This is a genomic window from Caldimonas sp. (assembly GCF_046289365.1).
Lineage (GTDB): Bacteria > Pseudomonadota > Gammaproteobacteria > Burkholderiales > Burkholderiaceae_C > Caldimonas.
The window spans coordinates 1-24956 of the sequence record NZ_JBKBVU010000016.1; the positions used below are offsets into that span (position 1 = coordinate 1).

Sequence of the window (24956 nt, forward strand, 5' to 3'; positions counted from 1 at the left end):
CGCGGCGGCCCTGCTGGAGAGCACGCCCGAGCCCACCGATGCGCAGATCGATGCGGCGATCACCAACCTGTGCCGCTGCGGCACCTATCCGCGCGTGCGCGAGGCCATCCGCACGGCCGCGGTGCAGATGCGGCCGGCGCGGCCTGTGCGCCCGCCGTTGAAGCTCAAGTCCGCATGAAGCGCCGGCACTTCCTGCTCAGTGCCGCGGCGGCCGGTGGCGCGCTGGTGGTGGGCTGGGGGGCCTGGCCGGTGCGCGACCGCATCGGGCGCCGCGGCTCCCTGACGTCGAACGACCGCGAGGTCCGGCTCAACGGCTGGCTCAAGATCGCGGCCGACGGTCAGGTCGTGCTGGCGATGAACCGCAGCGAGATGGGCCAGGGCGTGCACACCGCCTTGCCGATGCTGGTGGCCGAGCAGCTCGATATCGGCCTGGAGCGCATCCGGCTCGAACAGGCCGGGCCCGAATCGCTGTATGGCAACGTCGCGATGTTCCTGGGTGCCCTGCCTTTCCACCCCGACGACCGCGAACCCGGCCATGAGACACACACGGTGCGCGCCGGCCGCTGGTTCGTGGCCAAGCTGGCGCGCGAGCTGGGCATCAACGTGACCGGCGGGTCGTCCAGCATCGCCGACGCCTGGGAAGTGCTGCCACTGGCCGCGGCCACGGCGCGTGCCGAGCTGCTGGGGGCCGCCGCGCTGCAATGGCGGCTGCCGGTGGACGAGCTGCGCATCGTGGGCGGGGTCATCGAGCACGAGTCGGGGATGCGCGGGCACTTCGGCGAGTTCGCGCGGCAGGCTGCGGCACTCACCGTCAGTGCACGCAACATCCGCGTCAAACCGCGAGAAGCCTGGCAACTGATCGGCCGGCAACCCCTGCGCACCGACGTGCCCGCCAAGGTGAACGGCTCGGCGGTCTTTGGCATGGACGTCAAGCCCGAGGGCCTGCTCTACGCCGTGGTGCGCCACTGTCCGATGATCGGCGGCAGCCCGGCCCGGGTGGATGTCGATGCCACGTTGCGCCGCCCCGGCGTGGAGCGCGTGGTGCGCCTGGGCCGCACGGCCGGGGCCACCTCGGGCGTGGCCGTGGTGGCGCGCAGCACCTGGCATGCGATGCAGGCCGCGCGCACGATGGACGTGGTGTGGCGCCCCCCGCCCCACGACCCGGCCCTGGGCCTGCTCGACACCGAGCGCATCGACCAGGCCCTGGAACAGGCCGCCCGCCAGGCGCAGCAGGCCGCGGCCGGCCTGCCCTTCCATCGCCGCGGCGATGTGGACGCGGCCGAAGCGGCGGCGGCGCGCCATCACGAGGCGGTCTACCACGCCCCCTACCTGGCCCACGCAACGATGGAGCCGATGAACTGCACGGCCCAGGTGCGCGACGGCCGCGTCACCGTGTGGGCCCCCACCCAGGCGCCCACCTTCGCCCGCGAGGTGGCCGCGCGCGTGGCCGGCGTGGACGTGCAGGCTGTCGAGCTGCACGTCACGCTGCTGGGCGGCGGCTTCGGCCGTCGCCTGGACGTGGACTACGTGGCCCAGGCCGTGCGCGTCGCCATGGAAACCGGCGGTCGCCCGGTGCAACTGGTGTGGCCGCGCGAGGAAGACTTCACCCACGACTTCTACCGCCCCGCCGGCGTGGCCGTGATGCGTGCCGCGCTGGACGCGCGCGGCCGCCCCCAGGCCCTGCGCATGACCGTGGCCGGCGACGCCATCACGCCGCGTTGGATCGCACGCAACCGCCCGGCCTGGGCCACGCGCTTCGACGCACCCGACAAGACGGCCGCCGAGGGCTTCTTCGACCTGCCCTACGACGTGCCTCACCAGCGCATCGCGCAACAGGCCACACGCAGCGGCGTGCCCATCGGCTACTGGCGCTCGGTGGGCCATTCCCACCATGCCTTCTTCACCGAGTGCTTCATCGACGAACTGGCCCACGAAGCCGGCCAGGACCCGGTGGCCTTCCGCCTGAGCCTGCTGGACAGGCACCCGCGTTTTGCCGCCGTGCTCCAGCTTGCTGCCGACCAGGCCCAATGGGGCCGGCCGCTGCCCCCCGGCCGCGCCCGCGGCGTGGCCCTGCACGAAAGCTTCGGCTCCATCGTCGCCGAGGTGATGGAGGTGTCGCTGCACAACGGTCGCCCGCGCGTGCACCGCGTCGTGTGCGCGATCGACTGCGGCACGGTGGTGCACCCCGGCATCGTGGCCCAGCAGATGGAAGGGGGCGTGATCTTCGGGCTGAGCGCTGCGCTCTACGGGCGGGTGGACATCCGCCAGGGCGAGGTGGTGCAGAAGAACTTCGACACCGCCCGCCTGCTCACGCTGGCCGAGACCCCCGTGATCGAAACCCACATCGTGCCCAGCACCCTGCCGCCCGGCGGCGTGGGCGAGCCCGCCACGCCACCGGCTGCGCCGGCCTTGGTCAATGCCTTGTTTGTGCTGACGGGCGAGCGGGTGCGGCGGCTGCCGTTGCTGGGACTCCCCGCGGTCTGAGCCCGTCCTTTGCATCCGGCTGCAGCCCGTCGGTTGAGAAAAGAAGAGAACAGAAGAGAACATCTCCGACACCCCCTTTGTGGGGATCGACATCCAACCCCTTGCGTCTATGCTCCTCGCGCCAAAAACACAGCGGACCTTGAGGGAAACACATGAAGAGCGTGGGATCATGGCGACGAGTCGCCGGTAGAGGCGTCGGGCTTCTTGCAGCAGGCCTGATAGCCGCTTGCGGCGGCGGTGGCGGTGGCGGTGGCGGTGACAATGAGGATCTGTCGGTGGATTTCAGCTACGACTCAGGCACCCCCATCGTCGTCTGGCATGAGGTAGCCATGACACCCCTCATCACTGGCCTAGAGGGCAACACGCCCCAGTGCCGCTTGGTCGGCGGCGCGCTGCCCCCTGGCCTGGTGGTCAACCGGAATTGCACGATCTCAGGTACCACCTCTGACACCGGTGTGTTCGAGGCCACGGTCCGACTCACGGTCGAGGGCTATTCAGGACATGTCGATACAGACCTCCGGCTGAGCTCGTTGGAGCCTCAGCTTCGCTATCCACAGATCGATGAACTACAGACCCCCATGGCGTGGGGAGAGCCGGTGAGCTATTTGCCCCAGTTCGGCAACGGCACCTCCATCCCGAGAGAGGGCGATACCTACGCATTTAGCCTGGAGGGAACCCTGCCTGAAGGTTTGGTGTTCGACACTCAAACAGGCACCATCAGCGGCCGTCCGGTCGTCGCCGACAGCGCAGGGTACTTCCGGGTCGCAGCCACAATCACGCGCGAAGGACGAACGCGCTTCTTCCTGTCGGACGTCTACACCCCTTTGGTTGCTGCCCCGCCCTACCACGTGAGCTATCCCTATCCCGCACCGCTGCAAGTCGGCGGGAGTATCACCGTCACTCCAGACCTGTTTGGCATTCCGGAAGAGGCAACCTTGGCTTTTTCTGTGGCCGACAACGGAGAGGGCAGTGCGGTGGTGCCGCAAGGCTTGGCGCTGGATCCTCACACTGGCGTCGTATCGGGCATTGCCGCGGTTCCTTGGGAAGGGCGCATCGGCATCAATGTCTCTGTCACCCGGGCGGGGCTTACGTACACGCTTGCGCGTTCCGTCTACATCCAAGTCCAGGCCTCCAACTGAACTCCGCTTTCGCCGCAGCCCGGCTCAGCGCCGCGCCGCGTTGAGTTCGTCGCGCGTGGCCATTGCTGCGCGCCGCGCGGCCGCGGCGAAGTCGGGGCCGCTGCTCGCATAGAGCACGCTGCGGCCCACGTTGACCACCACCAGGCCGGTGATACGGCCGGCTTGCTCGCGGTAGCCGGCCTTCACGGTAGCGGTGGCGTCCCCGCCCTGGGCGCCCACGCCGGGGATCAGCAGCGGCACGGTGGGGGCCAGCTCACGCACGCGGGCGATTTCGGCGGGGAAGGTGGCGCCCACCACCAGGCCGAGCTGGCCGGTGGTGTTCCAGGGGCCCTGGGCCAGGCGAGCCAGGTGCTCGTACAGGCGAGGTTGCCCGTCCACCTCGGCCAGGCGCTGGTTCTGCAGGTCCGAGCCGCCGGGGTTGGAGGTGCGGCACAGCAGGATCGCGCCCTTGTGCGGGTAGCGCAGGTAGGGTTCGATGGAATCGAAGCCCATGAAGGGCGAGAGCGTGACGGCATCGGCCCCGTAGCGCTCGAAGGCCTCACGGGCGTACTGCTCGGCGGTGGCGCCGATGTCGCCGCGCTTGGCGTCGAGGATCACCGGCACCTGAGGCGCTGTCGTGCGGATATGGGCCATCAGCCGCTCGAGCTGGTCTTCGGCGCGGTGGGCGGCGAAGTAGGCGATCTGCGGCTTGTAGGCGATGACCAGGTCGCGTGTGGCCTCGACGATGGCCGCGCAGAAGTCGAAGATGCGCGAGGCATCGCCGCGCCAGGGCGGCGGGAACTTGGCCGGATCGGGGTCCAGCCCCACGCACATCAGCGAGTCATTGAGGCGTTCGGCGGCGTGGAGCTGGTCGATGAAAGGCATGCCCCGATTGTAGAAGGGCCCTCCTGTAGGCCCTACTTGCCGCCGTACTTGGCCAGCAGGTCGCGCGCGTCTTGCAGCAGTGCCTTGCCGCTGCCCCCACGCTTGTCCATGTCGGCCACCCATTCGTCATAGAGCGAGGCCGAGGCCGCGATCCAGTTCTCCAGCTCGCTGGCCGGCACCATGTAGAAGGTGTTGCCCCGGTCCACCGCGGCCTTGCGGCCCGCCGCCTTGCTGTCGTCCCAGATCTGGCCGATCTGCCTGGACAGCGCCATGCCGCTGTTGCGGTCGATCACCGCCTTCAGGTCGGCGCTCAGGCTGTCGTACTTCGCCTGGTTCATGCCGAAGATGAACACGGCCGAGTACAGCGCAGGCTTGGCCGGATCGGTCTCGGCATGGAACTTCACCATCTCCTGCAGGCGCAGCGAGGGCATTACCTCCCAGGGCAGCAGGAAGCCGTCGATCACGCCCTTGTTCACCGCCTCGGGAATGGCCGGCAGCGGCATGCCCACCGGCGAGGCGCCGAGCTTGGTCAAGAGCTTGTTGGTCTGGCGCGTGGGCGCGCGCATCTTCAGGCCCTTGAAGTCGGCCAGCGTGCGCACGGGCCGATCGCGCGTGTGCACATAGCCCTGGTCATGCACCCACACGGCGAGGATTTTGGTGCCGGGGAATTCCTTCAGCGCATGCTTTTGCAGATAGTCCCAGGCAGCCTGCGCGCCGGATTCGGCCGAGCGCGTCATGAAGGGCAGCTCGAACACCTCCATCATCGGGAAGCGCCCGGCGGTATAGCCCGGCAAGGTGATGGTGAGATCGGTGACGCCGTCGCGCACCTGGTCCACGAGCTGGGGCGGGGTGCCGCCCAGCGACATGGCGGGGAAGATCTGGCACTTCAGGCGGTTGTTCGACTCGGCCGCGACCTTGTCGCACCAGGGCGTGATGACACGCTGCGAGGCCATGGCCTGCGTGTTCCAGATGTGGTGGAACTTGAGCGTGACCTCCTGCGCCCCGGCCGACAGCGCCAGGGTGGCGGCAGCGGCCACGAGGCCGCGTTGGATCCAGGTTTTCATGAGAATGTCTCCTATCGGACGCGTCAAGCGCATCGTAGGCGCGCCGCGCTGCCGCCACACTGGGACAAACCGGGAGACCCGCGCAGATCGGTGCGAATGGCGTCATTGCACGCCGCCCGGGTGGGACTGCTTTGCGCTGCCAGGCCGGCGCCCGGGCGCATCGCGTCCTACAATCATCCGATGAATGACTGAAGCCGCCCATGGACACGCCCACCCCTCCTCGACGCTCCCTCGTGGACGTCGCCGTTGACGCGATGCGCCAGCGGCTGGAACGCGGCGTGTGGCGTGTGGGCGAGCGCATCCCCATCGAACCCGAACTGGCCGCCGAGCTGGGCATGAGCCGCAACACGGTGCGCGAGGCCGTGCGCGTGCTGGCCTTCAGCGGGGTGCTGGAAGTGCGCCAGGGCGACGGCACCTATGTGCGCTCGGCGCTCGACACCACCGACATGGCCCAGGGCCTGAGCGGCGCCTCGCTGCGCGAGCACCTGGAGGTGCGCGCGATGCTGGAGGTGGAGGCCGCCCGGCTGGCCGCCCAGCGCCGCACGCCGGAGGACCAGGAGCGCATCTTCGCCGCCCTGGCGCTGCGCGGCGAGCGGCCGGACAAGCGGCGCAAGGACGTCTTCATCGAGCACGACCTGGCCTTCCACCGCGCCGTCGTCGATGCCGCGCACAACCCGGCGCTGGGCAAGCTCTATGGTTTCTTCGCGCGCGCCGTGCGGGCCACGCTCAAGGGCATGATGGCCCGCCCCGACCTGCCCGAGCCGGACTACGCGGCGCACGCGGCCGTGGCCGAGGCCATCGCCCGCCGCGACCCCGAAGGCGCGGCCCGCGCCGCCCGCGAGCTGCTCCAACCCATCCTCGACGCTCTCGACCCCCTGCCCCCGCCGCCTGCGTCCCCGGAAGCCTGAGTTGACCGCTGCCCCCCGTCCCGCCCGCTGCGTGGGCCTCTTGATCGCTGGCCTCTTCCTCGTCAGCCTCAACCTGCACCCGGCACTGTCCATTGTCTCGCCGGTGCTCGCCTGGATCCAGGCGAGCCTGGGCCTGTCGGCCACCGCGGCCGGCCTGCTGACCACGCTGCCGGTGCTGTGCCTGGGCCTGTTCGCGCCGCTGGCACCGCGCCTGGCCGCCCGCCTGGGGTCGGAGCGCACCGTCTTCGTCGTGCTGCTGGTGCTGGCCGCGGGCACGGCCTTGCGGGCGGTGCTGGGCGTCACCGGGCTGTTCCTCGGGGCCTTGCTGGCCGGCGCCTCGATCGGCGTGATCGGCGTGCTGCTGCCCAGCCTGATCAAGCGCGACTTTCCCCGGCACATCGGCACGATGATGGGCGTCTACACCATGGCGCTGTGCCTGGGCGCCGCGATGGCCGCCGGCGCCACGGTGCCGCTGATGGACGCGCTGGACGGAAGCTGGCGGGGCGCTCTGGCCGCCTGGGCCGTGCTCGCCGTGGCCGCGGCGGCGCTGTGGTGGCCCCAGGTGCGCCCCCAGGCCGGCGCCGCGCCGATGCCGCCGGGTGCGCCGCTGTGGCGCGACCGCCTGGCCTGGGCCGTGACGCTCTACATGGGCCTGCAGTCGGCCCTGGCCTACTGCGTGTTCGGCTGGCTGCCGCCCATCCTGATCGATCGCGGCGTGGCGCCGCTGCAGGCGGGCCTGGTGGTGTCGGTGTCGGTGCTGGTGCAGCTCGTCACCGCCTTCACCGGCCCCTGGATCGCGATGCGGCTGGGGCGCGACCAGCGGCCGACCCTGCTGCTGATGCTGGGCCTGGCGCTGGTGGGCTGGCTGGGCTGTGTGGCCGGGCCGCTGCAGGGCCTGTGGCTGTGGGCCGTGCTGCAGGGTCTGGGGCAGGGCGGGCAGTTCAGTGTGGCGCTGCTGCTCATCGTGCTGCGCTCGCCCGATGCGCCCACCGCGGCACGGCTGTCGGGCATGTCGCAGGGCGTGGGCTACACCCTGGCCTCGCTGGGCCCGCTGGCTCTGGGCCTGAGCCACGACCTGCTGGGCGACTGGTCGGCCGCCGGGCCGCTGTTCACGGCGGTCACGCTGGGGGCGGCTGCGGCCGGGTGGTTCGCTGCCCAGAATCGCCTCATCGAGGCGCGCTGAACGCCCCGGCGCTCAGATGCGTCGCGCCAGCACCTCGGCCAGGCCGGTGTAGCCCGCCGGCGTCATCGCCAGCAGCCGGTCCTTCTCAGCCTGCGGCAGCTCCAGCCCCTGGATGAACTGCTGAAGGGCCTCGCGCGTGATGGCCTTGCCGCGGGTGAGCTCCTTCAGGCGCTCGTAGGGGTTGGGCAAGGCGTAGCGGCGCATCACCGTCTGGATGGGCTCGGCCAGCACCTCCCAGGCAGCGTCCAGATCGGCGGCGAGCGCCTCGCGGTTCACCTCCAGCTTGCCCAGGCCGCGCGCGAGCGAGTCGTAGCCCAGCACTGCATAGCCCAGCGCCACCCCCATGTTGCGCAGCACGGTCGAATCGGTGAGGTCGCGCTGCCAGCGACTGATCGGCAGCTTCTGACTCAGGTGAGTGAGCACCGCGCTGGCCAGGCCGAAGTTGCCCTCGGCGTTCTCGAAGTCGATGGGGTTGACCTTGTGCGGCATCGTCGACGAGCCGATCTCGCCCGCTTGGGTCTTTTGCTTGAAGTAGCCCAGGCTGATGTAGCCCCACACATCGCGCGACCAGTCGATCAGGATGGTGTTGGCCCGCGTGACCGCGTCGAACAACTCCGCCATGTAGTCGTGCGGCTCGATCTGGATGGTGTAGGGGTTGAAGACGAGGCCCAGTTGCTGCTCGACCACGCGGCGGCTGAAGGCCTCCCAGTCGTGTTCGGGGTAGGCCGCGAGGTGGGCGTTGTAGTTGCCCACCGCACCGTTCATCTTGGCCAGCAGCTTCACTTGCGCGATGCGCTCGCGCGCAGCCGCCAGGCGGGCCACCACGTTGGCCACCTCCTTGCCCACCGTGGTGGGGCTGGCGGTTTGGCCGTGGGTGCGGCTGAGCATGGGCACGTCGGCCAGCCCGTGGGCCAGGGCGCGCAGGCTGGCGATCACGCCATCGAGCGCCGGCAGCAGCACCTGCTCGCGCGCGGCCTTGAGCATCAGCGCATGGCTGGTGTTGTTGATGTCTTCGCTGGTGCAGGCGAAATGCACGAACTCGCTGGCGGCCTGCAGCTCGGGCTGGCCGTCGAAGCGCGATTTGATCCAGTACTCGACCGCCTTCACGTCGTGGTTGGTGGTCTTCTCGATGTCCTTGATGGCCTGAGCATCGACCAGCGAAAAGCCGCTCACCAACGAACGCAAGTAGGCGCGGGCGCCGTCGCTCAGCGGCTTGAATTCGGCAAAGCCGGCATCGGACAAGGCGATGAACCACTCGACCTCGACCTGCACACGGCGGTGCATCAGGCCGAACTCGCTCAGCAGCGGCCGCAGCGCGGCCACCTTGGCGGCATAGCGGCCGTCGAGCGGCGACAAGGCGGTCAGGGTGGAGAGGTCCATGGCAGGCAGGCCGCAAGAGCGGGTCAGGGAAAACCCATGATTTTAGGCACTTGGCCGCAGCCAGGCGTCTCAGCGCGCCGCGTCGCGAAAGACGGCGATGCGCTCGGCATCGGCCGGGTGGCTGGCAAAGGCGATGCCCAGCAACGAGCGGTCTCGGCCGCCTTCCTGTTCCCCGATCTTCTCGAAGAAGCGCACCATCGCCAGCGGCGATAGGCCCGCCGCTTTGAGGATGCGGATGCTGGCCTGGTCGGCCTCGCGCTCGGCCGCACGCGAGTAGGCGGCCTGACCCAGGACCACCGGGGCGGTGGCCAGCCAGCCGCTGAAATCGCCAAAGGCCAGGCTGGTGATCACCGCAAGCACACCAGTCTGCACCACCAGGCGCATGCCGTGGCGGTGCTCGACATGGCCCAGTTCATGGGCCAGCACGCCCACCACCACCTCGACATCGCCATCGACCAGCGTCACCAGCTCATCGGTCATCACGATGAGGCCGCCGGGCAGGGCAAAGGCATTGGGGCCGATGCGGCTGCGGTGGAAGTACACGCGGTAAGCCGGGGCCTGGCCGGGGGGATAGGCCGCCGCCACAGCCCGGTCGAAGGAGCGCTTGAGGTGCTCTTGCTGGGCCGGGGGCAGGGTGCTGGGCAGCAGGATCTGGCCCCCCAGGGTGTGCAGCGCCGATTCGCCCAGGCGCTGATCGACCGAGGCCGGCACGAAGCTCAGCACACCACGGGCGACGGCCGGCAGGCCCCATTGGTAGAGCACGCCGGCCAGCACCGCCAGCAGGACCACGGCCCCCAGCACACCGCGCCAGCTCTGCTGGGCGCGCTCGATCCACGAGCCTCGGTGCCCGGCGGCCGCACGCCAGGCATCGAAGGCCGCAGCGTCATCGGCGTGGAAACTGGCGCCGTCGGCCAGGTGGACGATGCGCCGGCCATGGCGCGTGCGCTCGGGCCACTGCACCTGCGCCAGCGGCACCACGCGGTCCAGGGTCTCGCCCTGTAGGCGCAGGCCCTGCGGCTCCAGCGTCGCACGGGCCGGGACGGGCCGGCTCGTGCGGCCGTCGAAGTAGTCGCCGCGGACCTCAGAGGCCGACATCGAGGCCCATCAACTCGTCGCCCATCTCGGCGGCGGCATCGCCGGCCTTCGGGCGGATGGCCATCACGAGCTCGTCGAGGTCGACCCGGCTGACCAGCGTGACCGCCTGCAGCCGCATGCGCTGGTTGGCCACCGCCGCCCAGGGCCAGTACAGGCCCAGCGTCAGCAGGATCAGCAAGTAGTTCTTGAACTGCAAGGCCAGGTAGCGCCCGACCTGGAGCTCGCTGCGCAGGCGCAGGTAGCGGTTGCCGGTCTTGGTCCACACGAGGTTCTGCATGCGCACCGTGAAGTAGGGCAGCACCACAATGTAGAAGTACAGTCCCCCCACCACGAAGAGCACGCCCAGGAACATCAGCAGCAGAAAGAGCACCGGTGCCCCGCGGCCGGTGCCTGGCAGGCCGCCGAACAACAAGCCCACGACCAGGCCGGCCAGCAGCGCCGGCAGCAAAGCCAGCCCCAGGGTGCGCAGGTACACGCCATAGACCGGCCCCGGCCCCACGCGCAGCTCGGACTGGAGCTGCCCGAGCCGGTAGTGGTTGTGCTGGTACTTCTTCAGACGCCAGTGGAAATACGGCAGGGTGACCAGGAAGACGGCGAACACGCCGCCCAGCACCAGCGGCCCAACAGAGGCCGCGGACGCGGCCTCGGGCCCGCTGCGCACGGCATCCGCATAGGCCATCAGCGCCAACGGCACGAGCGACAGCGCCAAGGGCACGGCCAGTGCTTGGTAGGCTTCAGCCGTGCTGCCGGCAAAGCCGAAACGCAAGCCGCGCCAACTGGTGTGGGCGGTGCGAAACTGCAGGGCCGCGCGCAGCAGCAGCGGCCACAGCGCGCCCACCAGCACCGCGCCGATCAGCCCAGCCAGCAGCGAGACCTCCAGCGCCTGGGAATACACGATGAAAAGCAGGCCTGCCAGCGCCGAGCCGCGCAGCATCTTCCTGGGCTCGCCATGGAAGTCCAGCGCATGGCCGGCCACCAGGGTGTTGCCATAAAAGTAGCGCAGCCGCCGCACCTTGGCCCAGGGGTAGTAGATCCCCAGGGTGACCAGCGTGAGCAACAGGTTGACGATCCAGAGGCGGAAGTACTCGCTGCCCGAGCCGGTGAATTCCAGGGGGATGTGATGGGCCTGGTCGGGACGCAGCAAGCGCGAGAAGGCGCTGTTGGCCGGGCCCGGGCCGCCGATCGAGCTGACGACGCCGTGCAGGCCGCGGCTGTCGATGCGGGCCTCCGAGGGCACGGGCGCCCCGCGGGCCGCCGACGAAAAGGCGTTGTCCATGGTCGTTCCTCCTGGCGCGCCGATGGCCTTGCGGTCCGCCAGGCGCCTCCCTGTTTGGGGGGAACTGTAGCACCATGCCGCGAAGGCGCGCTCGCTAGAATCGCTCGCAGTGCTCGTCTGACCTGGAACCCCCATGAAACTCATCGGATCGCTGACCAGCCCCTATGTGCGCAAGGTGCGCATCGTGATGGCCGAGAAGAAACTCGACTATCGCCTGGAACTGGAAGATGTCTGGTCGGCCGAGACCCGGATCACGGCCTCCAACCCGCTGGGCAAGGTGCCCTGCCTCGTGATGGAAGGCGGCGAAGCGGTCTTCGATTCGCGCGTCATCGTGGAGTACCTGGACACGCTCTCGCCGGTGGGCCGGCTGATTCCGGCCTCGGGCCGCGAGCGGGTCGAAGTGCGCACCTGGGAGGCCCTGGGCGATGGCCTGCTCGACGCCAGCATCGCCGTGCGGCTGGAACAGACCTGGCCCGGCCGCACCGAGGCTCAGCGCAGCCCCGCCTGGATCGACCGCCACTTGGCCAAGGTGCACGCCGCCCTGAAGGCCATGAGCCTGGGCCTGGGCGAGAAAGTCTGGTGCACCGGCATCCACTTCACGCTGGCCGACATCGCGGTGGGCGTGGCGCTGGGCTACCTCGACTTCCGCTTCCCTCAGATCGACTGGCGCGAACCCTATCCCAACCTCGCCCGTCTGTACGAGAAGCTGGCCCAGCGCCAGAGCTTCATCGACACCGCCCCGCCGAAGGCCTGAGCGTCGTCATACGACGGCACCGCCGAGGGCGGAGTCTGGTGGCGCCTCGCTCGGGGCAGGCACCGGAAAGCGCAGATCCACCTGCCAGCCCTCGGGGTGCGGGCCCACCTCCACCTGGCCGCCCAACAGCGCAGCGCGGCGCTGCATGTTGGCCATGCCGCGCTTGCCGCCTTGCAGGCTCAGCGCCGGGGTCTGGCCGGCAGCGGCGCGCTGGCGCAGGCCGTTGTCGAGCACGGTGATGCGCAGCCGCTGCCCCTCGCGCGCCAGCGTGAGCCACACCACCGTGGCCTGGGCATGCTTGATGATGTTCGTGAAGGCCTCGCGCACGATGCGCAGGATCTGCAGCGTGTGGCCGGCCGGCAGCCGCGCATCCAGCGCATCGTCGTGCACGTCCCACACCAGCCGGATACCGGCCGCGCGCAGCGAGGGTTCGAGCCGAAACCGCATCTCGGCCAGCGACTCGCCCAGGCTGTGCTGCTCGGCCTCCAGGGAATCGAGCGTGATGCGCAGCTCGGTCAGACAGTCGTCCAGGGCCATGCGCAATTCCTGCACCGCACCGGCGTCGCCGTCGCCCGGCGGCATCTGCCGGGCCAGCGCGATCGCACTGACCAGGCGGCCGCCCAGGCCGTCGTGCATGTCGCGCAGCAGGCGGTCGCGTTCGGCCATCACGGCCTGCTGGCGGTCGGAGTCGCGGCGCTCCTGGTAGATGCGCTCGAGCTCGCGCTCCTTGGCTTCGAGCGCGCTGCGCAGCCGCCGCGTGGCCTCGCGCTGCGCGGCCAGGCTGCGGGCATAGTCCTCGACGAGCTGCCACACCATCACGAGCATCAGCGCCAGGATGGCATAGCGCGTCCAGGTGTAGGCCTCGTAGTCGTGCCAGACGCGAAAGACGATCCAGTCGCGCAACCCGAAGACACCGCCGGTGGCCGCCGCCGCCAGCAGCAGCCAGCCGGTGGGGGTGCGCTGGCCCAGGGCCAGGCGCGCCAGGAAGCCGGCCGTGATCACGGTCACCAGCAAGGTCAGCAGCAGGTGCACCGTGCGCAGCACCGGCAGGTTGAAGACCGCGTTGGCCAGCGACAGGCCCACCGCCACGGCCACGAAGCTGCCCATCCACCGACGTGCCACGGGACCGTCGCGCTGCACCAACGTCAGCAGGAACATGCCCATGCAGGCGACGAAAAGCGAGTACGACAGCTCGAAAACCCAGTGCAGCAAGCCTGCCCAGATGCCGGGGTCGTGCACATGCAAGGCACTGACCCGCCAGGCCCAGATCAGATTGCCCAGGCCGAACCAGCCATAGACCATCTGGCGCGTGCGCCAGGCCACCAGCAGCGCCAGCGCCCCCAGCGTCGCGCTGGTGCTGGTGAGCACCCAGGCCCCGCGCACCTGAAGGTTCATCGCCTGCTCGTACATCGGCTCCAGTCGCGGGGCCGGCCCCACCCAGACGCTCGACAGCCCGGCTTCGCGGCGCGGCTCGCCGATCACGTCGATCACCAGCTCGTTGCCCTGGGCACGCACCAAGTGGCGCGGCAGGCGCAGCAGGTGGGGCTCCTGGCCATAGTTGGGCAGGGGCCGCCGCTCCTCGCCCACCGACAGGACCAGCTCGCCGTTGAAGCGCACCCGAAAGACGTTGCCCACCCGCCGCAGGAAGATCGCGGGCTGCTCGCCGGCCAGCGCCTGCGCCGGCAGCGCCAGGCGGTAGCTCGCCCGGCCGTCGCGGTGCGGGGCGGTGTGTTCCCAGGCATCGGGCAGCGCCACACGGCGGGGCGGCTGCGCAGGCTGGGTGTGGTCGGTCAGCTCGGCCTGCACCAGGCGGTGGACATCGGAACCCTGCGCCGAGGCGGCCATCCCGAACCCCACCAGGGCCAACCCGGCCAGCAGCCACAGCCAGCCGCGGACCCCACGGCACCGCCGTGCCCTCATGGTTCAACCGGCCAGACCCAGGGCAGCACGATGGCCCACCTGCAGCTTGGCGTAGACGGCGCGCACATGGGTGGCCACCGTGTGGGCCGACATCATGAGGCGCTCGCCCACCTCCTCGGCCAGGTAGCCCTGCGCGACGAGCCGCAGCACGGCATGCTCGGGCGGGCTGAGCTGCGGGTCCTCGGCCGACGGTGCCGCACCGTCAAAGCCCGAGGGGCCGGACTCGGCATGGCCAAAGCGCCTGAGCAGGTAGCGGGCGATCGCCGGCGAGATCGGCGATTCGCCGTCGGCGGCGCGCTGCACCGCATGGATCAGATCGCGATCCGCACAGCCCTTGAGGAAATAGCCGTCGGCGCCCGCTTCGATCGCATGGATCACCTTGGCCTCGTCGCCGAAGACAGAGTAGACCAGGATGTGCGGCCGCCACGGGCCCGAGAACAGGCTGAGCTCGCGGATCAGGTCGGTGCCGTCCCCGTCGGGCAGGCCCAGATCGGACAGCAGCACCTGCGGGCAGCGCCGGGGCAGCTCCTCGCGCGCCACGGCCAGGCAGTCGGCATGGCCCACGCACTCGATCCCGTCAGCCTGGGCGAGGGCGTCAAGCACATGGCGTGCGAGCAAAGGGTCGTCCTCGACCAGGTAGACGGTGAGCACAGAGGGAGCAGCAGCGACGAAGTGATGATCGATGGTAATCAACGAGGTCCGCACCCGGCAGCCCCGCGGTTGGGGGGCTGGGCTGCGACAATCGCCCCATGGCCCCCTCCCACACCCCTTTGACCGAAGCCGAGCTCGACCGGCTGGAACAACTGCTGAACTCGCTGGCCGAGCGCAACGAGGCCGTGCCCGACCTGGAGCAGCTCGACGGCTTCCTCGCCGCCCTGGCCTGCGGGCCGCGGCGCATGACCCTGGACGAGGCACTGCCCGTGCTGCTGGGGGAGCCCCCGCCCTTTGCCGACGAGGCCCAGCGCCAGGAGTTTCTTGAGCTGGCCGGCCGCCGAGCCGCCGAGGTGCTGCGCGCCATCGAGGCCCCGGTGCAGCGTCTGGACGACGAGCGGGCCCTGAGCCCGCTGCTGACCGACTGGGAGGCGGTGCGCGAGCACACGCCCGAGGCCGAGCGCGGCGCCCCGGAGAGCTGGCCCCGCCTGGGGGCCGTCTGGGCCGGTGGCTTCCTGCAATGCGTGGACGCCTTCGAGGACGACTGGCTGCTGCCGGCCGACGACCCCGGCAACGAGTTCGTCGACGGCTGCCTGCAGCTCTTCGAGATCCTGGCCAGCGACGAGGCCGAGATGCCACCCGAGGCCCGGGCGATGAGCCCCGACGAGCGCCTGGCCGATGCCCTATGGGCCGTCTACGACCTGCGCGACTTCTGGCGCGAACGCGCCTCGCGCCAACCGGTGGCCACCGTGCGCAAGCCCCCCGAACCCGGCCGCAACGACCCCTGCCCCTGCGGCAGCGGGAAGAAGTACAAGAAGTGCCATGGGGCGCCGGGCGGCGGCGCCTGACCCTCAAGCGGTCTGCCGCAGCCACACCAGCCAACCCGGCACAGGCCGGCGCTGGTCTTCGCGTAGAGCGTGCGGCTGCAGGTCGGCCACCTCGAAGCCGTGCTCGGCGGCGAGCCGCTTCAGGTAGTTCGATGAATGGCCGTAGGTGAGGCTCGGTCGCAGCACGAAGTCGCGCGCCTCATCCCCCTGCTCGGCAGAGAAGGCAAACACGCCCCCGGGCTCGATCACACGGCGCACGCCGGCGAACACGGGGGCGAGATCGCCAATGTAGATGAACACGTCGGCCGCCGCCACGAGGTCGTAGCGGCGCTCGGTCGTCTGCAGATGCGCCACCAGGTCGGCCTGGGTCACGTCGCGATACAGGCCGCGCTCGCGCGCCTTGGCCACCATGCGCTCGGACAGGTCCACCGCATCGACCACTGCGGCCAGTGGGGCCAGCAGCGGCGCACACAGGCCGGTGCCGCAGCCCAGGTCCAGCGCCTGGGCAAAGCGCCGCCCGGCCAGAGGGCCGAGCAGGCGCTGCGGCACGTCGTAGTGCAGCACGTCGACCAGGTGGTGGTCGAAGTCGTCGGCGTAATCATCGAACAGGCTTTGTACATAGCCGGCCGGCGCCACCGCCGGCGGGGCCTGGCGCTCAGCCACCGACGCGAGGAAGTAGCGCGTGGTCTCGGAGTCGTCGCCAAGCGTGAGGGCTCGCTTGAAAGCATCGGCGGCTTCCTCCAGGCGCCCGGCCAGGCGCAGGAGGCTGCCGCGCCGGCTCCAGGCCAGCGCACGGTTCGGGTCGATAGCCAGGCAGCGGTCGTAATCGGCCAGGGCCTCCTCGTGGCGATCGAGCTGCAGCAGCACTTCGCCGCGGCACAGCCAGGCCTCGGCCTGCTCGGGTTGCACGCGCACGAGCTCGTCGAAGGCGGCCAAAGCCCCGTCGAGTCGGCCCAGGCGGCGGCGCACGACGCCCAGGTTGCTCAGCGTGGACGCTCGGCCCGGCACCAGCGCGAGCGATTCGCTGAAGGCTTGTTCGGCCTCGATCAGCCGGCCGGACTCCAGGTGGGCCAGGCAGTCGAAGAAGAGCGCCTTGGCGCGTTCAAAGGGCTCGCTCATGCGGGGATCACTCCGTCGGCCTTGAACATGGCCTTGATGCCGCGGACCGCCTGGCGGATGCGCGATTCGTTTTCGATGAGGGCAAAGCGCACATGGTCGTCGCCATGGTCGCCGAAGCCGATGCCCGGCGAGACACAGACCTTGGCACGCGCCAGCAGCTGCTTGGAAAACTCCAGCGAGCCGAGCTCGCGGTAGCGCTCGGGGATGCGCGCCCAGATGTACATCGAGGCCTTGGGAGTCTCGACCGGCCAGCCGGCCTCGTGCAGGCCCTTGACCAGCACGTCGCGGCGGCGCTGGTATTGCGCGGCGATGTCCTTCACGCACTGCTGGTCGCCTTCCAGCGCGGCGATGGCAGCCACCTGCACAGGCGTGAAGCTGCCGTAGTCGTGGTAGCTCTTGATGCGCGCGAGCGCGGCCACCAAGTCGGCATTGCCCACCATGAAGCCCACACGCCAGCCGGCCATGTTGTAGCTCTTGCTCAGCGTGAAGAACTCCACCGCCACATCCTTGGCGCCGGGTACCTGCATGATGGAAGGCGCCTTCCAGCCGTCGAAGACGATGTCGGCATAGGCCAGGTCGTGCACGACGAGGATCTCGTGCTTCTTGGCCAGCGCGATCACGCGCTCGAAGAAGTCGAGTTCCACGCATTGTGCGGTGGGGTTGCTCGGGAAGCCCAGCACCATCATCTTGGGCTTGGGGTAGCTGCCGCGGATGGCACGCTCCAGTTCGGCGAAGAAGTCCACACCGGGCACCATCGGCACCGAGCGGATGTCGGCGCCTGCGATCACCGCGCCATAGATGTGGATGGGATAGCTCGGGTCGGGCACGAGCACGGTGTCGCCGCGGTCCAGCGCGGCCAGCATCAGGTGGGCCAGGCCCTCTTTGGAGCCGATGGTGACGATGGCCTCACGCTCGGGGTCGATGTCCACGCCGTAGCGTCCTTGATACCAATGCGCGATGGCGCGGCGCAGGCGCGGGATGCCCCGCGAGGCCGAGTAGCCATGGGTGTCGGGCCGCTGGGCCACCTCGGCGAGCTTGGCCACGATGTGCGCCGGCGTCGCACCATCGGGGTTGCCCATGCTCATGTCGATGATGTCCTCACCACGGCGGCGGGCGGCGAGTTTGAGCTCGGCCGTGATGTTGAAGACGTAGGGGGGGAGACGGTCGATGCGCGCAAAGCGGCGCTGACCTGCAGTGCGGGTCATGGAGGCCTTTCAACGTGAGCGCCCGGAACCGTCCGAGCGACGTGGGCCGCACCCGATCGTGCGGCTTGTTCGCATGCTATCAGCACAGCGGACATGTCCGGGCAATGGACCATTGCCAAATCCGCAACGATCGCTCACACCAACCCGCCCGATCGGCCGACAACCCGCATTCAGACAGGGGATGCGGGCCCTCGTCCAAGGGTTTCACGGCCTCCGAGGGCCTGTTGCATGCAGCGCAAACCCGTTCTTGACACTGGGGTTTCTACTGAGTTTTCGGGGTTTACCCTGGTTCACTTCGGCCGGCGCGTCGCGTTCCCCCGCGAGCGTCCGGGCCGCAGCAAAGCGCCCGGAACGTCAACCCATCCCTGAGGTAGAAGACATGAAGAAATCGCTCATCGCGCTCGCCGTGCTTGGCGGCCTGGCCGCCGCGGCTCAGGCTCAATCCAGCGTCACGCTGTACGGCCGTGTCGACCTGGGCCTGAAGTACGGCCTGGGCGACGACATCACGCGTTTGGAGCAAGGCTCGGGCAGCCGCCTGGGCGTGCGTGGCGTGGAAGACCTGGGCGGTGGCCTGAAGGCCCTGTTCAACATCGAGCACCGCTTCAAGGCTGACACCGGCGCTGCCGACAGCACCTTCTGGGCTGGCCGTTCGGTGGTGGGCTTGGAAGGCGGTTTTGGTCAGGTCGTGCTGGGCCGCGAATACACCCCGGCGCGCAACATCGCCAACCGTGCCGATCCGTGGGGCGGCGATACCGTGGGCAAGATGGAGCCCATCCTGTTTGGTGGCATCCTGCCCACGCGCCAGGACAACTCCATCACCTATTCCTCGCCCAGCTTCGGCGGGCTGCGCGTGCAGGCACAGTACGCCCTGGATGAAGCCGACACCGGCGAAGACTTCTACGGGGTGAACCTGTCGTATGGCGCGGGCCCGCTGTCGCTGGCGTATGGCTACAACAAGTCCGGCGTGGACGACAACACCTGGCACCTGGTCACCGCTGGCTACGACTTCGGCGCCTTCCGCCTGGTGGGCGCGTACGGGCAAGGCACGCCGGAAACCGGTGCCGACAAGCACCGCAGCTACATGATCGGTGCCACTGCCCCGGTGGGCGCCGGCGAGGTCAAACTGGCCTACGGCAAGCTCGAGGAGGTCGATCCGGACAGCGATGTCTCCAGCAAGTTCGCCATTGGCTACCACTACGCCCTGTCCAAGCGCACCACGGTGTACTTCGACGTGGCCAACGACCGCGAGCTGTCTGACCACAAAACCGGCGTCGATTTCGGCCTGAAGCACAACTTCTGATCGCAAGGTTTGCAACTATCTCCTGGGGGCATCTGCCCTCGAGAGATTTCAGGGCCCCTGGCGACAGGGGCCCTTTTTTCATGCGGGCCGGCTTTCGGCTAAGGTTGCGCCCATGCTGCGCTACCACACCGTCCCCGTCACCCCCTTCCAACAAAACTGCTCCATCGTCTGGTGCGACGACACGAAGCGCGCCGCCATCATCGACCCGGGCGGCGAGCTGCCGCGCCTGCTGGCCCAGGCCGAGCGCCTGGGCGTCACACTGGAGCAGATCTGGCTCACCCACGCCCACATCGACCACGCCGGGGCTGCGGCCCAGCTCGCCCGCGAGCAGGGGCTGCCCATCATCGGCCCGCATGAAGGCGATCAGTTCTGGATCGACGCGCTGCCCCAGCAGGGCGCGATGTTCGGCTTCCCGCCCAGCGAACGCTTCACCCCCACGCGCTGGCTGCACGACGGCGACACCGTGACCCTCGGGAACTGCACGCTGCAGGTGCGCCACTGCCCCGGCCACACGCCCGGCCATGTGGTGTTCTTCTCGCCGCAGGCCCGGCGCGCATTCGTGGGCGACGTGCTCTTTGCCGGCAGCATCGGCCGCACCGACTTCCCCGGGGGCGACCATCAGACCCTGATCGACGCCATCACCCAGCGCCTGTGGCCGATGGGTGACGATGTGATCTTCATCCCGGGCCACGGCCCCGAGAGCAGCTTCGGGCAGGAGCGGCGCACCAATCCCTTCGTGGGAGGCACCTGAAGGTGGCGCACAATCGGCGCACCTGTCCCGCGTGACGCCCTGCCCATGAACACCGCCGACCTGCACCGCAAGATCTTCCTGGCCCTGCTGCTCGGGGTGAGCCTGGCCTTCCTGGCCATTCTGTGGCCGTTCTACGGTGCCGTGTTCTGGGGCGCCATCCTGGCGCTGCTGTTCATGCCGCTGCACCGGCGGTTGCTGCGCCGCATGCCGCAGCGCCCGAACCTGGCCGCGCTGGCCACGCTGGCGGTGTGCCTGCTCATCGTGATCCTGCCGGTGGCGCTGATCACGGCTTCCCTGGTGCGGGAGGCCGCCGCGCTGGTGGCGCGGCTGCGCAGCGGCGAGCTCGACTTCGGCCGCTACCTGCAGCAGGTGCTCGACGTCCTTCCGCCCTGGCTCGACGACTGGCTGGACCGCCTCGACCTGGGCGACGTGGCCGCCGTGCAGGACCGCCTGGCCTCGGCCGCCGCACAGATCAGCCAGTTCATCGCCACGCAGGCCTTGGCGATCGGCCAGAACACGGTGCACTTCGTCGTGAGCCTGGGCATCATGCTGTACCTGCTGTTCTTCCTGCTGCGCGACGGCCAGGCCCTGTCGGCGCGCATCCGCCAGGCCCTGCCGCTGGACGAGGCCCACAAGCGTGACCTGCTGGCCAAGTTCGCCACCGTGATCCGCGCCACCGTCAAGGGCAACGTCGTCGTGGCCGTCACTCAAGGGGCGCTGGGCGGCCTGATCTTCTGGATCCTGGGCATCCAGGGCGCCGTGCTGTGGGCCACGCTGATGGCCTTCCTGTCGCTGCTGCCAGCGGTGGGGGCCAGTCTGATCTGGGGGCCGGTGGCGATCTACTTCCTGGCCACCGGCAGCTTCGTACAGGCCGTGGTGCTCATCGCCTTCGGGGTGTTCGTGATCGGCCTCGTGGACAACCTGCTGCGCCCCATCCTGGTGGGCAAGGACACCAAGCTGCCCGACTACCTGGTGTTGGTGTCCACGCTGGGCGGCATGTCGATCTTCGGGATCAACGGCTTCGTGATCGGACCGCTGGTGGCCGCGCTGTTCGTGGCCGCCTGGGACCTCTTCACCGCGCCGGCAGGCACGGCCCCTGCGCCGCGCGAGGACGGCTGAGCCGAGCGCCGCTCAGGCCGGGTCGAAGCGGCGCTGCGGACGCGGCGCGCGCTCGTACAGGGGCAACACGCGGGGCAGCACCGACTCGATCTCGCGGATGCGGGTATCCCCGGCCGGGTGGGTGGACAGGAACTGCGGCGGCGCGCCCTTGCTGGCCTGCATCATCTTGTTCCACAGGCTCACGCCGGCGCGCGGGTCGTAGCCGGTGCGCGCGCCCAGGTCCAGGCCGACGAGGTCGGCCTCGGTCTCGTTCTCGCGGCTGAACTTGAGTGTGAGCAGCTGGGCGCCCATGTTCAAGAGCAAGTCGCCGGCATGGCCCAAACCCAGCAGACTGGAAATCAGCCCGGCCCCCAGCCGGGTGGCTGCCGTCTTGCCCATGCGTTCGCGCGCATGCTCGCGCAGCGCGTGGGCCATCTCGTGGCCCATGATCATCGCCACTTCGTCGTCCGTCAGCTTGAGCTGTTGCAAGATGCCCGAGTAGAAGGCGATCTTGCCGCCCGGCATGCAAAAGGCATTGATCTGCTTGGAGCCGATCAGGTGGACTTCCCACTGCCACTGGCGCGAACGCGCATTCCAGGGATGGGCATGCGGGATCATGCGCTCGGCGATGAAGCGCAGGCGCACGAGCTGCGGATGCTCGGGGCCCGCCAAGGCCCGTTGCGCCTGGGCCTCGCGCAGCATCTGGCGGTACTGCTGCGCCGCGGCCTGCTCGATCTGCTCGGCGCTCACCAGCCGCGTGAAGCCTGAGGTGCCCCCCACGTCCACGCCGTCGCGCTGGGCCACGGCGGGCAGCGTCGCCGCCAGGCCGGCGGTCACGAGGGCGCCGGTGAACAGTCGCCGCCCAGGCTGGGCCGGCGCCAGACGCCCCGACCCGGCCGCGGCCACGGCAGCCATCGCCTGGCACAGCGCACAGTGGGCGCGTTCATCGGTGCGGGGGTGCAGATCGTCCATGCAGCCTCAGACTTCCTGGCGTTCCTGTTGTTCCAGCATCGCGCGCACCTTGCCCAGCAGCACATAGGCCGGGAAGGACAGCCAGAAGGTCAGGAAGAAGTAGGCCGCATAGCCCATCTCCTGCGCCCCGATGCCGCCGGCCCAGCCGGCCACGGCGCGGCTGAAGGCGAAGATCGACGAGAGGATCGCATATTCGGTGGTGGCCTTGGCGCGGCTGGTGATGGCCATCAGGAAAGCAAGAAAGGCCCCGGTGCCCAGCCCGCCGGTGAAACTCTCCAGGGCGCTGGCGGCATACACCGCCGCCTGATGGACCAGCGGCAGATCCGCCGGCTGCACGATGCCATCGGCGCCGGGCAGCACGCGCGGCACCACCCAGGCGGCCGCGGCATAGCCCAGGTTGGACAGGGCCTGCCACAGGCCCAACACCCACAAACCCTTGAAGATGCCCGCGCGGTCCACATACCAGCCGCCCACCAGGCCGCCGGCGATCGACAGCCCCAATCCCAGATTGACGCTGACCAGCCCGATCTGCTGGTTCGAAAAGCCGCTGTCCACCCAGAAGGGCTTGACCATGAAGCCCATCGCCGCATCGCCCAGCTTGAACAACAGAATGAACAAGATGATGGCCACCATGCCCGGGCGCGAGAGCAACTCCACCCAGGCACCGAAGACCGGGCCATTGCGCATCAGCGCCGCGCGCGGGCCATGGGCCGCCGTCACCATCAGGCCGGCGCCCATGAACATCAGGCCCACGGGGATCGCACCACGAAACCACCAAGTGCCACTGACCGCCACCACGGCCTCCCAGCCCGCGGTGCGGGCCAACGGCCCCAGCACCGGCCACAGCAGGCCCGCGAGCACCAGCGCCAGCGCCAGCGCCCACAGCGGTTGCTGGCGCAGCAGGCGCAGTTCCGTGGCCACGCTGCCCGGCGGCGTGCCCGGACGCACCGGCTCGCGCGGCGCGAACAGCACGATCAGTCCGTTGCCCACGAAGACGGCCGCCCCCAGCAGGTAGGCCATCGACCAGCCGAACCAGCCCGACACCATCAGCAGCGCGCCCGCAGTGAGCATGCCCACACGGTAAAAACCGATGCGAAAGCCATTGGCCAGGCCGTACTCCTTGCGCGTGAGCAGCTCGATGGTGTAGCCGTCGGTGGCGATGTCGTTGGTGGCCGAGAGCATCGTGAACGCACCGATGGCCACCCACACCCAGGGCCCGAAGCCCAGTTCGCTGGCGAACAGGCCCATCACCGCGGCCATGCCGAAGTTCGCGCCCGCCACCCACCCGCGGTGACGGCGCACCCAGTCCACCGCTGGCGCCCACAGGAACTTCACCGTCCAGGCCAAGCCCAGCAGGCTGAGCAGGCCGATGTCGGCCAGGTTCACGCCCTGCTGGCGGAAGTACACCGGAAAGATGTCGTAGAAAACCCCCAGCGGCAAACCTTCGGAGAAGTACAGCAGGGCCACCCAGAAGAGCTTGCGTCGATAGACAGAGGTGGGTGAGGGCTCACCGGCCGGCTTGGGTTGATCGGTCATGCGGCCATTCTAGGGAGGACCGATCGCCCCTCACCGGCGGTTCACCAGCCAGATGCCCACCGCGACGCCACACAAGGCCAGCGCCAGGCGCAGCGTGATCGCCTCGTCCAGCAGCAGCCAGCCCATCACCAGGCCGAACAACGGGGTGAGAAAAGTGAACGAGGCCAGCCGCGTGGCCGGGTAGTGACGGATCAGCCAGAACCACACCAGGTAGCTCGCGAAGGCCACGACGACGGCCTGGAAGAACATCGAACCCCACAAGGCCGCGCCGGCCCATGGCAGCGCCCAGGACTCGCCCGTGAGCAGCGACAGCGCCGTCAGCACCCCACCCGACACGGCAAGCTGATAGAACAGCGTCTTTTCCGGCGAAGCCGTGGCCAGGCGGGTGGCGCGGATGGCCAGCGTCGTGGCGCCCCACAGCAGCGCCGCCAGCACCGCCAGCGCATCGCCCAGCCACTGCGTGGAGCCGGCCGGCGCGGCCGCACCGCTCAACCCCTCGCTGAAGGCCAGCACCACCGCCGCAAAGCCCAGGCCCAGGCCGGCCATCTGGCGCATCGACAGGCGCTCGGCCGCACTGATGAAGGGCATGCCTGCGGCCACCACAAACGGCGAGAGGTACAGCAGCACCACCAGCCGCGAGGCCGCCGTGTGGCCCAGGCCGATGTAGATGCACACGAACTCGGCGGCAAAGAGCGCACCGGCCAGCAACCCCGGCCACCACGTCCCGTCGCGTGAGAACAGCGCAATGCCGCGCCACGACGCCCAGGCCCACACCAGCAGCGCCGCGAGGCCCGAGCGCAGCCCCGCCTGGGCCATCGGCGGCATCAGCGGCAAGGTGGCCTTGACGACGATCTGCTGCAGGCCCCACAGCAGGCAGCAGCCCAGCAACAGCGTGATCGCACGGGAATCGAGATGGGAGCGGCGCTCAATCATCCGATGATTGTGCCGCCTTCCGGGGCGCTGCGCTCAGGCGGCGTTCACCCGGACTGCAGCCAGCGCACCAGATCGCGTGCACCCATCGCCCCCGAGATGCGCCGCAGCTCCTGGCCGCCTTGCAGCAACACCATCGTCGGGAGGCTGCGGATGCGATGGCGTACCGACGTTTTGGGGTTCTCGTCGCTGTTGACCTTGGCGAACAGCACCCGGCCGCCCAGCTCGCGTGCGGCCTGCTCGAACTGAGGCGCCATCATCCGGCACGGAGCGCACCAGGGCGCCCAGAAGTCCACCAGCACCGGCAGCTCGGTGCGAGAGACCACGGCATCGAAGCTGGCATCGGTCAAGGCAACAGGTTCGGCCGGCATCAGAGGGCGCTTGCACTGCCCGCACACCGGCGCATCGCCCAAGCGCTCCTCAGGCACGCGGTTGAGGGTGAGGCAGTGGGGGCAGGCGATGAGCATGAAAGCCTCCGGGGGTTCTGCCTGGGAGATGGA

23 protein-coding genes are annotated in these 24956 nt (G+C 69.5%); 10 read left to right on the top strand and 13 right to left on the bottom strand.

The genetic code is table 11. The features are described from left to right. The 3 genes from ACK42S_RS03115 to ACK42S_RS03125 all read left to right on the top strand — a co-directional run. Nucleotides 1-178 (top strand): 2Fe-2S iron-sulfur cluster-binding protein (locus ACK42S_RS03115; protein WP_409703255.1); only part of this gene is annotated, 178 nt, incomplete at its 5' end. After that, nucleotides 175-2484, top strand: a complete 2310-nt coding sequence (locus ACK42S_RS03120) for a molybdopterin cofactor-binding domain-containing protein (RefSeq protein ID WP_409703167.1) — start codon at nt 175-177, stop codon at nt 2482-2484. The genes ACK42S_RS03115 and ACK42S_RS03120, both read left to right, overlap by 4 nt. Before the next feature lie 275 nt (nt 2485-2759). After that, nucleotides 2760-3623 carry a putative Ig domain-containing protein gene (locus tag ACK42S_RS03125; RefSeq protein ID WP_409703171.1) on the top strand — a complete coding sequence of 288 codons (864 nt, stop codon included), beginning with the start codon at nt 2760-2762 and terminating at the stop codon, nt 3621-3623. A 24-nt stretch (nt 3624-3647) separates the two neighbouring features. Here the strand turns inward: ACK42S_RS03125 and pyrF are convergent, their stop codons facing one another. Together pyrF and ACK42S_RS03135 are read right to left on the bottom strand one after the other, a co-directional pair. After that, the gene (pyrF, locus tag ACK42S_RS03130) at nt 3648-4487 is read right to left on the bottom strand and encodes an orotidine-5'-phosphate decarboxylase (RefSeq protein WP_409703174.1); all 840 of its coding nucleotides are present in this window, start codon (nt 4485-4487) and stop codon (nt 3648-3650) included. A 32-nt stretch (nt 4488-4519) separates the two neighbouring features. Then, nucleotides 4520-5551: a TRAP transporter substrate-binding protein gene (locus ACK42S_RS03135; RefSeq protein ID WP_409703177.1), complete on the bottom strand. Its 1032-nt coding sequence runs from the start codon at nt 5549-5551 to the stop codon at nt 4520-4522. Nucleotides 5552-5751: 200 nt separating this feature from the next. Between ACK42S_RS03135 and ACK42S_RS03140 the strand changes: the two genes are divergently transcribed. Together ACK42S_RS03140 and ACK42S_RS03145 are read left to right on the top strand one after the other, a co-directional pair. Then, a complete protein-coding gene (locus tag ACK42S_RS03140; protein WP_409703180.1) occupies nt 5752-6459 on the top strand; it encodes a FadR/GntR family transcriptional regulator in 708 nt (235 codons plus the stop codon). Nucleotide 6460: 1 nt separating this feature from the next. Then, entirely contained in the window at nt 6461-7642 is a 1182-nt protein-coding gene (locus ACK42S_RS03145; RefSeq protein WP_409703183.1) for a CynX/NimT family MFS transporter, read from the top strand. Nucleotides 7643-7654: 12 nt separating this feature from the next. On the opposite strand, the gene purB is transcribed toward ACK42S_RS03145, so the two are convergent. The 3 genes from purB to ACK42S_RS03160 form a co-directional block, all read right to left on the bottom strand. Then, nucleotides 7655-9022 (bottom strand): adenylosuccinate lyase, encoded by a 1368-nt coding sequence (purB, locus tag ACK42S_RS03150; protein WP_409703186.1) that lies wholly within the window; start codon nt 9020-9022, stop codon nt 7655-7657. Nucleotides 9023-9091: 69 nt separating this feature from the next. Continuing rightward, a complete protein-coding gene (locus ACK42S_RS03155; protein WP_409703189.1) occupies nt 9092-10117 on the bottom strand; it encodes a M48 family metallopeptidase in 1026 nt (341 codons plus the stop codon). Next, nucleotides 10104-11393, bottom strand: a complete 1290-nt coding sequence (locus tag ACK42S_RS03160; RefSeq protein WP_409703191.1) for a YjgN family protein — start codon at nt 11391-11393, stop codon at nt 10104-10106. Before ACK42S_RS03160 ends, ACK42S_RS03155 begins: the two co-directional genes overlap by 14 nt. 133 nt (nt 11394-11526) lie before the next feature. Here ACK42S_RS03160 and ACK42S_RS03165 point away from each other — a divergent pair, with 133 nt between their 5' ends. Beyond that, nucleotides 11527-12147, top strand: a complete 621-nt coding sequence (locus tag ACK42S_RS03165; RefSeq protein WP_409703194.1) for a glutathione S-transferase family protein — start codon at nt 11527-11529, stop codon at nt 12145-12147. 6 nt (nt 12148-12153) lie between these two features. Here the strand turns inward: ACK42S_RS03165 and ACK42S_RS03170 are convergent, their stop codons facing one another. Beyond that, nucleotides 12154-14067 carry a sensor histidine kinase gene (locus tag ACK42S_RS03170; protein ID WP_409703197.1) on the bottom strand — a complete coding sequence of 638 codons (1914 nt, stop codon included), beginning with the start codon at nt 14065-14067 and terminating at the stop codon, nt 12154-12156. Between the two features lie 3 nt (nt 14068-14070). After that, on the bottom strand, nt 14071-14718 hold the full coding sequence (locus ACK42S_RS03175) for a response regulator (protein WP_409703200.1): 648 nt from the start codon (nt 14716-14718) through the stop codon (nt 14071-14073). Between the two features lie 98 nt (nt 14719-14816). On the opposite strand from ACK42S_RS03175, the gene ACK42S_RS03180 reads away from it, so the two are divergent. Then, the gene (locus ACK42S_RS03180) at nt 14817-15566 is read left to right on the top strand and encodes a UPF0149 family protein (RefSeq protein ID WP_409703203.1); all 750 of its coding nucleotides are present in this window, start codon (nt 14817-14819) and stop codon (nt 15564-15566) included. A 3-nt stretch (nt 15567-15569) separates the two neighbouring features. Here ACK42S_RS03180 and ACK42S_RS03185 read toward each other — a convergent pair whose 3' ends face one another. Together ACK42S_RS03185 and alaC are read right to left on the bottom strand one after the other, a co-directional pair. Further along, nucleotides 15570-16664 (bottom strand): tetratricopeptide repeat protein, encoded by a 1095-nt coding sequence (locus ACK42S_RS03185; RefSeq protein WP_409703206.1) that lies wholly within the window; start codon nt 16662-16664, stop codon nt 15570-15572. Beyond that, nucleotides 16661-17869, bottom strand: a complete 1209-nt coding sequence (alaC, locus tag ACK42S_RS03190) for an alanine transaminase (RefSeq protein WP_409703209.1) — start codon at nt 17867-17869, stop codon at nt 16661-16663. Before alaC ends, ACK42S_RS03185 begins: the two co-directional genes overlap by 4 nt. Before the next feature lie 379 nt (nt 17870-18248). On the opposite strand from alaC, the gene ACK42S_RS03195 reads away from it, so the two are divergent. The 3 genes from ACK42S_RS03195 to ACK42S_RS03205 all read left to right on the top strand — a co-directional run bounded on the left by ACK42S_RS03195 (nt 18249) and on the right by ACK42S_RS03205 (nt 21039). After that, nucleotides 18249-19169 carry a porin gene (locus ACK42S_RS03195; RefSeq protein ID WP_409703212.1) on the top strand — a complete coding sequence of 307 codons (921 nt, stop codon included), beginning with the start codon at nt 18249-18251 and terminating at the stop codon, nt 19167-19169. A 112-nt stretch (nt 19170-19281) separates the two neighbouring features. Further along, nucleotides 19282-19920 carry an MBL fold metallo-hydrolase gene (locus ACK42S_RS03200; RefSeq protein ID WP_409703215.1) on the top strand — a complete coding sequence of 213 codons (639 nt, stop codon included), beginning with the start codon at nt 19282-19284 and terminating at the stop codon, nt 19918-19920. Between the two features lie 45 nt (nt 19921-19965). Next, nucleotides 19966-21039 (top strand): AI-2E family transporter, encoded by a 1074-nt coding sequence (locus tag ACK42S_RS03205; protein ID WP_409703218.1) that lies wholly within the window; start codon nt 19966-19968, stop codon nt 21037-21039. Between the two features lie 12 nt (nt 21040-21051). Here the strand turns inward: ACK42S_RS03205 and ACK42S_RS03210 are convergent, their stop codons facing one another. The 4 genes from ACK42S_RS03210 to trxC are packed head-to-tail and all read right to left on the bottom strand — an operon-like array spanning nt 21052 to nt 24923. Then, on the bottom strand, nt 21052-21990 hold the full coding sequence (locus ACK42S_RS03210) for a M48 family metallopeptidase (protein WP_409703221.1): 939 nt from the start codon (nt 21988-21990) through the stop codon (nt 21052-21054). 6 nt (nt 21991-21996) lie between these two features. After that, entirely contained in the window at nt 21997-23526 is a 1530-nt protein-coding gene (locus ACK42S_RS03215; protein WP_409703224.1) for an MFS transporter, read from the bottom strand. A 30-nt stretch (nt 23527-23556) separates the two neighbouring features. Beyond that, on the bottom strand, nt 23557-24459 hold the full coding sequence (locus tag ACK42S_RS03220) for a DMT family transporter (RefSeq protein ID WP_409703227.1): 903 nt from the start codon (nt 24457-24459) through the stop codon (nt 23557-23559). Between the two features lie 44 nt (nt 24460-24503). Then, nucleotides 24504-24923 (bottom strand): thioredoxin TrxC, encoded by a 420-nt coding sequence (gene trxC / locus ACK42S_RS03225; protein WP_409703230.1) that lies wholly within the window; start codon nt 24921-24923, stop codon nt 24504-24506. Between the last annotated feature and the right edge of the window lie 33 nt (nt 24924-24956).